The organism is Mycobacterium sp. (genome assembly GCF_050701675.1).
In the GTDB taxonomy this organism is placed as follows: domain Bacteria; phylum Actinomycetota; class Actinomycetes; order Mycobacteriales; family Mycobacteriaceae; genus Mycobacterium.
This window is the reverse complement of record NZ_JBOGDD010000089.1, coordinates 1-9,221: the sequence shown is the minus strand read 5'-3', so window position 1 is coordinate 9,221 and position 9,221 is coordinate 1. Positions and strand designations below refer to the sequence as shown.

The 9,221-nt window shown below is 67.8% G+C and carries 7 protein-coding genes and 1 pseudogene; all 8 read right to left on the bottom strand.

What is annotated here, in order from left to right; translation table 11 throughout:
- Nucleotides 1-413: amino acid permease (locus ACRDUX_RS02870; protein WP_526410826.1), on the bottom strand; the 413-nt coding region annotated here is incomplete at its 3' end.
- A 37-nt stretch (nucleotides 414-450) separates the two neighbouring features.
- Nucleotides 451-1,944, bottom strand: coding sequence for an aldehyde dehydrogenase family protein (locus ACRDUX_RS02865; RefSeq protein WP_526410824.1), 1,494 nt, complete (start codon nucleotides 1,942-1,944; stop codon nucleotides 451-453).
- 61 nt (nucleotides 1,945-2,005) lie between these two features.
- Entirely contained in the window at nucleotides 2,006-3,136 is a 1,131-nt protein-coding gene (locus tag ACRDUX_RS02860; RefSeq protein ID WP_526410822.1) for an aromatic ring-hydroxylating oxygenase subunit alpha, read from the bottom strand.
- A gap of 82 nt (nucleotides 3,137-3,218) precedes the next feature.
- Nucleotides 3,219-5,684 (bottom strand): FAD-dependent oxidoreductase, encoded by a 2,466-nt coding sequence (locus tag ACRDUX_RS02855; RefSeq protein WP_526410820.1) that lies wholly within the window; start codon nucleotides 5,682-5,684, stop codon nucleotides 3,219-3,221.
- A gap of 156 nt (nucleotides 5,685-5,840) precedes the next feature.
- A complete protein-coding gene (locus tag ACRDUX_RS02850; protein ID WP_526410818.1) occupies nucleotides 5,841-6,656 on the bottom strand; it encodes a type III pantothenate kinase in 816 nt (271 codons plus the stop codon).
- Nucleotides 6,657-6,661: 5 nt separating this feature from the next.
- Nucleotides 6,662-7,606, bottom strand: coding sequence for a pantoate--beta-alanine ligase (gene panC, locus ACRDUX_RS02845; RefSeq protein WP_526410817.1), 945 nt, complete (start codon nucleotides 7,604-7,606; stop codon nucleotides 6,662-6,664).
- Nucleotides 7,603-8,550 (bottom strand): Rossmann-like and DUF2520 domain-containing protein, encoded by a 948-nt coding sequence (locus tag ACRDUX_RS02840; RefSeq protein ID WP_526410815.1) that lies wholly within the window; start codon nucleotides 8,548-8,550, stop codon nucleotides 7,603-7,605. The genes panC and ACRDUX_RS02840 overlap by 4 nt, the downstream gene beginning before the upstream one ends.
- Nucleotides 8,551-8,631: 81 nt before the next feature.
- Nucleotides 8,632-9,221: pseudogene (locus ACRDUX_RS02835) on the bottom strand (DUF6779 domain-containing protein); the annotation flags it as partial.

Below are 9,221 nucleotides of genomic sequence, written 5' to 3'. Positions count from 1 at the left end.
CCGCTCCACAGCCGAGGCAGATTGAGTTGGTACGCCAGCGCGACGGCCGAGATCGTCACGATCGACGCCGTCAGCATGAGCCAGCCCGACATCCATCCAACGATTCGGCTCGCGAGCATCTTCGACCAGTTGTAGACCGCTCCTGCAATCGGGTACTTGGCGGCTAGTTCCATGAAGCACAGCGCCACTGCCATCTGGCCGACGAAGACGATCGGCCACGACCACAGGTAGGCGGGGCCTGCCGTACCGAAGCCGAAGTAGAACAGCTGGAAGGTTCCGGTCAGGATCGAGATATAGCTGACGCCTGCCGCGAAGCTGGCGAACTTGCCGATGCTGCGATCGAGGGATTCCTTGTAACCGAAGTCGTCGAGGCCGCCGCTGTCGGCGCCATGAGTCCCCGTTTGAACTGCCATTGAGGCGTCCTCTCATCAAAGTGCTTGCTGCGGCTCGTCAGTTACCTTTGAACCAGCCTGCGGGTTTCGGCGCGGTGTTGTGCCAGATATGTTTGAGCTCTTGGTATTCCGCGAGCCCCGTGGGGCCGAGCTCGCGGCCGTTACCAGACTTCCCGAATCCGCCCCACTCCGCTGCCGCGGTGTAGTAGCCGAAGTCGTTCAGCCACACCGTGCCGTGCCTCAACCCGCGCACCACACGTTCGCCCCGCGCCGGGTCGGACGTACGAACGCCCGCCGCGAGACCGTATTCCGTGTCGTTGCCGAGCCGAATCGCCTCGGCTTCTTCGGTGAATCTCTCGACCGTCAGGATCGGCCCGAAGGTCTCCTCACGGACGATCCCCATCGACCGGTCACACCGATCGAAGATCGTCGGCAGGTAGAAGCTGCCCTTGTCCAGCGCCGGGTCGGCGGGTCGCGATCCCCCCGTGAGAAGCTTGGCGCCCTCGGAAATAGCCGCTGCCACGTGAGCTTCCACCTTGGCGCGGTGCTGCTCGGACACCAGCGGTCCGGTCTCGCTCGCCGGGTCCATGCCGTCGCCCATCCGGATCTTCTCGGCACGTTCGACCAGGGCGGCGACGAAGTCGTCGGCGATGGACTCCTCGACGATCAGCCGGGTGCCCGCCGAGCACACCTGACCCGAATGGAGGAAGACGCCGGTCAGCACCTGGTCGACGGAGGCGTCCCACGCATCTCCCGTTCCGATGTCGGCGAACACGATGTGCGGGTTCTTCCCGCCGAGTTCCACCGCGACCTTGGTGACGTGCTCGGCGGCCACCTTGGAGATGGTCCGTCCGGTGGCCAGTCCCCCCGTGAACGAGATGAAGTCGACGGCGGCGTTGTCCGTCAGCGCGCTTCCCAGTGCCGCGCCGCTGCCTTGTACGAGGTTGACCGCGCCGCCCGGTACGCCTGCCTCCTCCATCAGGTGTACGAAGGCGATGGTGGACAGCGGCGTGACCTCGCTTGGCTTGGCGACCATCGTGCAGCCAGCCGCCAGGGCGGGCGCGATCTTCCACGACATCTGCAGCAGCGGGTAGTTCCATGGTGCGATGAGGACGCAGACGCCGATGGGCTCGCGGACCACCCGACTGATGACGGCAGGGTCGCCAACGTCGATCACCCGGTCGGCTTCGACTCCGACCAGGCGAGCGTAGTAGCGGAACACCGACGTCACGTCGTCGATGTCGATCCGACTCTCCACCAACGTCTTTCCAGTGTCGCGCGTCTCGATTACCGCCAACGACTCCTTGTCCCGCTGCAACAGGTCGGCGATTCGGTCCAGCAACGCGGCCCGTTCCGTCACTGGTGTCGCAGGCCACGCACCGTCGTCGAACACCGCCCTTGCGGCGGCGACGGCGTCGCGGGCATCCGCGTCGGTCGCCTCGTCGACGACTGCTGCGACGCTTCCGTCGGCCGGGTTGATGATCTGCCGCATTCCCCCATCGGAGGCGTGACGCCACCGAGCACCGATGTACAGGTCGGGTTCACCGTTCATTGGCCACCTCACCCTCGCCGGAGCTTCTCGTCGATGTCGCCGCCGGAGCGGCTCCGCCGGGCTAGGACCCAGCTCCGACTCGGGACACTACCCACTCGTGGAACTCCGCGATGTGGTGTTCGGAAGGTACGAGCACGCCACCGTTGCGATACGCGCGGGACGACATGGCCGGCTGGGTTCGCTCACAGGCCTCGAAGTCCTGCTCGTTGACCCGGTGGAACAACTCGACTGAGTGCGAGACGTCGCGGCCGGAGGCGACCACGTCGGCGGTGTACAGCCAGTCACACTCCACCACGGTGCGATCCACCGCCATCGGGTACATCCGGTGGAAGATGATGTGGTCGGGGACCAGGTTGATGAAAACCGTCGGCTTGACCGTCATCGCGAAGTATCGCCGGTCCTGCTCGTCGGTGATCCCCGGCAACCGGTCGAATCCCGCCGACCCGTCGACGGTGAATCCATCTACCTTCGCACCGAATTCAGCCCCCAGACCGATGTTGGCCTGCGCGGCCACGCCGCGGGTGAACTCGGGCAGCACGCCGACGAGCTCGGGATGAATCGTCGAACAGTGGTAGCACTCCATGAAGTTCTCGACGATCAGCTTCCAGTTGGCCGCCACGTCGTAGACGATTCGGCGGCCGACGTCCAGCCCCCCGATTCCGTACCGGTTGATGGCGTCCGCGTCGCCCAGTGTCCTGGTGGTCTCGGAGACGACGTCCTCGAACGGGGGCGGCGTATCCGACAGACACACCCAGGCGTAGCCGAGCCACTCGGTGAGCGCGACCGGCACCAGCCCATACCGGTATCGGTCGATCGGCGCGCCCGAGTCGTCGGTCAGCGTCCCGATGTTGGGGGCTGCGACCAGCTTTCCGTCCAGTGCGTACGTCCAGGAGTGATAGGGACAGCGCAGGTTGCGCTTCACTTCGCCCTCGGCCTCGATGCACAGCTGGGCGCCGCGGTGCCTGCAGACGTTGAGGAACGCCCGCAGCAACCCGTCGCGACCACGCACCAGCAGCACACTCTCCCGGCCGACCTGGACCTTCTTGAACTTCCCAGGCAGCGCGAGATCGCCCGACCTGGCGGCGCAGAACCACATCGCCTCGAAGACGTGTTCCTGCTCGGCGGCGAACAGTTCGGGGCTGGTGTAGTGCCTGCCGCCCAGGGTCGAGCGCAGGGCCGATGGTGAGTTCATGGCGGGTGAGTTCATATCGGGTGGATGAAGCAGGGGTGGCAGATCTGAAGTCATGTGCTCACCGGTCCCTCCGCGTGAAGGCTCATCGCCTGATCCTCGACATCTCGGGGTCCACCACCGGCTCGGCGTGGACCGTGGCGCCGTAGCGGTCCCCCCGGTAGTCGACGGCGACGACGTCGCCGGGGACCGTCGCCGCAGGCAGCCACGCGTAGGCGAGGCAGCGACCGACGGTGGCCGAGTAGGCGGCGCTGGTGACGTAACCCGCGCAGTTCTCAGTGCCGGCGCCGTCCAGGTACACCGGCTCCTTGCCAAGCACCACGGCGGTGGGGTCGTGGAAGACGATGCTGCACAGAATCTTCTCCGGTGGCGGCGCCTTCTCCAGCGCGGCCTTCCCGACGAAGTCGTCCTTGGCCATCCGAACGGCGAAGTCCAGACCTGCCGCTGCCGGCCGGTGTTCGGCGGTGACGTCGGTGCCCCAGGACCGGTAGCCCTTCTCGATCCGCAGGCTGTTGAACGCGATGCGCCCCGCGGCGATCACCCGATGGTCCTGACCGGCAGCCCACAGCAGGTCCCAGAGCGCCGCGCCGTACGCGGCGTCGGCGTAGATCTCCCAGCCGAGTTCACCGACGTAGGACACCCGCATCATGGTCACCGGAATGGCGCCGAGATAGGTGCCCAGCGCGCGGAAGTACTTGAAACCCTGGTGGGAGAGGTCGTCGCGACACAACGGCTGCACCAGATCGCGCGCCGCGGGCCCCCACACGCCGATACAGCACGTCGCCCCGGTGACGTCGCGTACCGTGACGCTGCCGTCATCGGGAAGGTGGCGGGTGATCCAGTCGAAGTCCATCGGCCCGTTGGCGCCCACCTGAAAACGGTCGGCGGCCAGCCGGGCGACGGTGAGATCGCTTCGGACCCCGCCCGTTTCGTCGAGCATGATCGTATAGGTGACCGAGCCGACGCTCTTGTCGACGTTGTTGGTGGTGAGCCGTTGCAGCAGGTCCGCCGCCCCGCTGCCCGACACCTCGTAGCGGGTGAGCGGCGTCATGTCGTACATGGCGACGTGCTCACGGGTCCAGTGCGCCTCGGCGATGGAGATCGGTGACCAGAACTTCGCCGCCCATTCGTCGCGCTCGGGGAAGGCCAGGCCCTCGTCACGGAGCCGTTGCGCCAGAGGGGCATTCGCTTCGTACCAGGCGGGGCGCTCCCAGCCGCCGCCCTCGAAGAAGAACGCGCCCAGCTCCTGCTGGCGCGGATGGAACGGGCTGGTGCGAAGCCCGCGCAGCGCCTCTCGGTACTGATGCGGGTGGATGATGTCGTAGACCTCGACGAAGGCTTGCGAACTGGTCGCGAGGATGAATTCGTCGCCAAGTGCGACGTCTTCGAAGCGGTAGAGATCGCATTCGTGGACGTCGGTGGCCGGGACGCCATCGATGATCCACTCCGCGGTGGCCTTCGCGACGCCTGCCGAATGCGTGACCCACACTGCCTCTGCCACCCAGAATCCGCTCAGTTCGCGGTGCTCGCCCATGATCGAGAAGCCGTCGGGAGTGAACGAGAAGATTCCGTTGAAGCCCTGCTCGATCTTCGAATCGTTGAGCACCGGAAGGAGTTTCAACGATTCCTGCCAGGCGGGGGCGAAGTCCTCGTCGGTGAACGGGAGCATGGAGGGCATCTGCTCGCCTGCGGTGTCGGACGCCAGGGTCGACATGTCGACGGGCATCGGGCGGTGCCCGTAGTAGCCGATGCCGATGCGGTCGACGTGTTCGCGGAAGTAGAGGTCCTGGTCCTGGTGGCGCAGGATGGGCAAGCCGGCCTCGGCCAGCTCGGTGTTGCGGCCGACGAGGGGCTCGACGCGCCCGGTGGTCGCGTACTGGTGGGCCATGGGAACCAACGGCACGACGAGTCCGACCTGCTTGGCCAGTTGTGCTCCCCAGAAGCCTGCGGCGCACACGACGACGTCCGCGGGGATGACTCCGTCGGCCGTCTGGACACCGGTCACGCGGCGGCCGTCGTCCAAGATGCCGAGGACCTCGGTGTTGGGCACGAAGGTCGCGCCGCGCGCCGTCGCCGTCCTGGCCTGTGCCTCGACAGCGCGGACCGCCTTGACCAATCCGTCCGTCGGGGTTCGGAACCCGCCGAGGATGCGGTCGGCGTCCAGCAGCGGGTGCAACTCGGCGCACTGCCCAGGGGTCAGCAGGTCTCCTGGCACCCCCCACGCCTCGGCCCAGCCGGCCTTGCGGTGCAGATCCGCCCACCGTTGCGGGGTCGATGCGACTTCCAGACCACCCACCGGATTGAACGCCCAGCCGCCGGGATGTTCGAGTGCACCGAACTTCTCGATCGTGTACTTCGCGAACTCGGTCATCGTCTTGGACGGGTTGGTCTGGAACACCAGACCCGGCGCATGAGACGTCGACCCGCCGGTGGCGAACAACGGACCGCGGTCGAGCACGGTGACGTCGGTCCAGCCTCTTGCGGTGAGCTCGTCGGCCAGTGAACTACCGACGATTCCCGCACCGATGATGACGACTTTGGGGGCGGCCAAGCGATCCTCCACTTGTTGCGTAGTGCGCAACGAACTCTCTATACGCAACACATGATTCTACCGAGCGCGCCGCTCGTCAACAGGAAAACGCGACTTGGGCGCGGAGAGTTGCGCTCAGCGCAACCATCCGCGCCGAAATCGCCCTGGGGAGGGGCTTTAGCGGGCCGGCCTGAGCTTGCCGCGGGTGTCGTTCTGGTTGCGCTCGAACACCAGTCGCAGACCATCGAGGGTCAGGTGCGGGTCGTACTTCGCTCTCGTCTGCAGATCCGGCAGCAGCAGCGGCGCGGTGTGACCGGTCGCCACCACGGTCACCTCGTCGCCCGCGAAGCCGTCGATGTCGTGGCGCACCCTGCTCACCAGGCCGTCGACCAGGCCCGCGAAGCCGAAAACCGCGCCCGCCTGCATGCACTCCACGGTGTTCTTGCCAACCACCGAGCGCGGTCGGGTCAACTCGACGCGGCGCAGCGCGGCCGAACGAGCGGCCGCCGCGTCCGAGGACACCTGGATGCCTGGCGCGATCGCCCCGCCGAGGAACTCGCCCTTCGCCGACACCACGTCGACCACGATCGACGAACCGAAGTCGACCACGATCGACGGTGTGCGGTACTTCTGATACGCGGCCAGGCAGTTGACGATGCGGTCGGCACCGACTTCCTTGGGGTTGTCGACGAGCAACGGGATGCCGGTCCGGACGCCCGGCTCGATGAGGACCTGGGGCACCGAGGACCAGTACTGGTCGAGCATGACGCGGATCTCGTGAAGGACCGAGGGCACCGTCGACAGGGCCGTCGCGCCCGTCAGCCGTTCGGCGTCGTCACCGATCAGACCGTCGATGGTCAGGGCCAGCTCGTCGGCGGTGATCTCGGGTTCGGTCCGGATCCGCCAGTGCTGCACCACCTTTGCGTGGTCGCCGGATCCCGACACCAGCCCGACGACGGTGTGGGTGTTGCGGACGTCGATCGCGAGGAGCACGGCGTTCAGTTCCTCCAGGGCAGTTCGTGGTTCTGCTCCGACCCGACGCGCGAATGCCCGTCGATACCCGCCGCGGCGCCGATGTCGACGGCGATGTTGTCCAACAGCCGGGTTCGCCCGATTCGCGCGGCCACCAGGAGGCGCGCCGCCCCCTCGGTCGGGGCCGGGCCCAGCCAGGTGTCGCGGACCTCCAGGTAGTCGACGTCGAGGGCGGGCACCTCGTCGAGGACCGCGCGGGCTGCGTCGAGCACCTCCGCCGCGCCGCGCGACGCGGCGTACATGCCTGCGAGAAGCGCAGCAGAGAGTGCGCCCGCCTGCTCACGCTGCACGGCATCGAGATAGCGGTTGCGCGACGACATCGCCAGGCCGTCCGCTTCCCGCACGATGGGAACACCGACGATCTGCACGCCAAGGTCGAAGTCGTCGGCCATCTGGCGCACCAGCACCAATTGCTGATAGTCCTTCTCGCCGAAGTACGCCCGATCCGGTCGAACGATCTGCAGCAGCTTGAGTACCACGGTCAGCATGCCTGCGAAATGCGTTGGCCGTGATCCCCCTTCGAGCTCGGCACCAAGCGGTCCTGGAAGCACCGTCGTGCGCGGACCGTGCGGATACATGTCCGCCGCGGTGGGCGCGAAGACGATCTCGACACCCTCGGCGCGCAGCAACGCGAGGTCGTCGTCGAACGTACGGGGATAGGCGTCGAGGTCCTCGCCACCGCCGAACTGCAGTGGGTTGACGAAGATCGACACGACGACGACCGCGCCGGACACCCGTTTGGCCGTGCGAACCAGTGCGAGGTGACCGTCGTGCAGGGCACCCATCGTCGGCACCAGCACCACCCGCCGCCCCGTCGTCCGCAGTGCCCTCGACACGTCGGAGGCGTCCCGCGGCCTGGCGTAGACGTTGAGCTCACCCGCGGCGAACGCCGGCGGCTTGCGGACCGTCACGTACGTCCTCCCTCGGTCAGTGCGGCGAACACCTCGGCCGGGGCGTGCGCCCGCTGCGCCGTCCGCAGCGAGTTGGCCCGGTATGCCTGTGCGAGTTCGGGATCCACGTCGGCGAGCGCTTGGAGGTGACCGGTGATGGCAGCGGCATCACCGCGAGCGACGGGACCCGTCAGTGCCGCCTGTCCACGTTGCAGCGCATTCTCCAGCGACGCACGGGCCAACGGTCCGATCACCCGCTCGGCGATGCCTCCCGGAGCGTCGTCGACCACCTCCTGGCCGAGCAGCTCCTGGCCCTTCAACGCGGCGCGCAATGCCTCGACGGCGTCGAGCAGCACCGTGATGACGTGGTTGCCCGCATGGGCGAGAGCAGCGTGGTAGAGCGGCCGCGCGTCCTCCCGCACTCCGAACGGTTCACCGCCGATCTCGAGGACCAGCGACTGGGCCACGGCGTATCCGACGTCATCGGCCGCGGTGATGCCGAAACACGCACCGGAGAGGCGGACGATGTCCTCGTCCGAACCCGTGAACGTCATGGCGGGGTGAATCGCCAGCGGGATGCAGCCGCGCTCGGTCAGTGGGGCGAGCACGCCGACGCCGTTGGCACCCGAGGTGTGCACGACGATGGTGCCGGGTCTCACCGCGCCGGTGGTGGCCAGACCCGATACGACACCGGCGAGTTCGGCGTCGGGGATCGACAGCACCAGCAGTTCGGCGTGAGCGGCGACGTCCTGGACGGGCAATATCTGGGTGTCGGGAAGTCGACGTTCGGCGCGCTGGCGCGACGCGCGGGAGATCGCGTTGCACGACACGACGACGTGCTCGACCCGTTCCAGCGCCACGCCGAGAGCGGTACCCACTCGGCCTGCGGAGATGATGCCCACCGTGAGGCGGGCCGGACGCAGCCCGTCGGGGGGACCCCACGCGGGTCTAGGGGGCTGCACCATCGCAGACGACCTCGCATGCTCTTGGTTTCAGGCGTTCCGGTCCCGACCTCGCGGGTACCGGACGGTCGCGTCGAGACTAACTCACTCGTCGCGACGCCGACGACGGCCTCCTCCGGTGGAACCGACCTGCAGTCTGGCCATCAGTTCGGAGAGCGGTTGGCCGCCGATGTGCTGACCTGCGGACTCTTCCTCGTCGTCCGCCCCGCGGTGGCGGGGTGACGCCGATTCCTCGGCCTCGGGCGGCGGGGCGGGTGTCACTGGAGGTGGCGGGGTGGGGGTCGCCAGGGTGGGCGCAGGGGTGGGCCGCCCGGGATCGGCGGCCGACGAATGGCGGGCTCGCCTCGCGGACTCCGTCTCGGACGTCTCGGGTGTCTCCGGCGTCTCGGGTGCCGCGGCCGGGTAGTGCCGACCCTTCCTTGGCGCTTCCGTCGGTGGCGGGGTCATCGCGGGCGTCGGTGGCGGCGTGACCGGCGGCGGCGGTGTCACCGGCGCGGGTGCTGCCTGCGCCTCGCCCTCGTCCGCGGCAGGTGCCGACGCACCGTTCTCCACTGCGGGGGCGGCCCAGTTGCTTCCTGGACTTCCGGCCGGGATGTACTGCCCCTCGGCGGGCGCTGGGCGCCACTCGGCTGCGGTCGGGACGTGGCTGGCCGCAGGGCGTTCGGGTTCCTGCC

Excerpts from the sequence above, each read along its gene's own strand:
- ACRDUX_RS02860 (WP_526410822.1), bottom strand. The coding sequence starts at position 3,136 with ATGAACTCACCATCGGCCCTGCGCTCGACCCTGGGCGGCAGGCACTAC.
- ACRDUX_RS02865 (WP_526410824.1), bottom strand. The coding sequence starts at position 1,944 with ATGAACGGTGAACCCGACCTGTACATCGGTGCTCGGTGGCGTCACGCC.
- ACRDUX_RS02840 (WP_526410815.1), bottom strand. The coding sequence starts at position 8,550 with ATGGTGCAGCCCCCTAGACCCGCGTGGGGTCCCCCCGACGGGCTGCGT.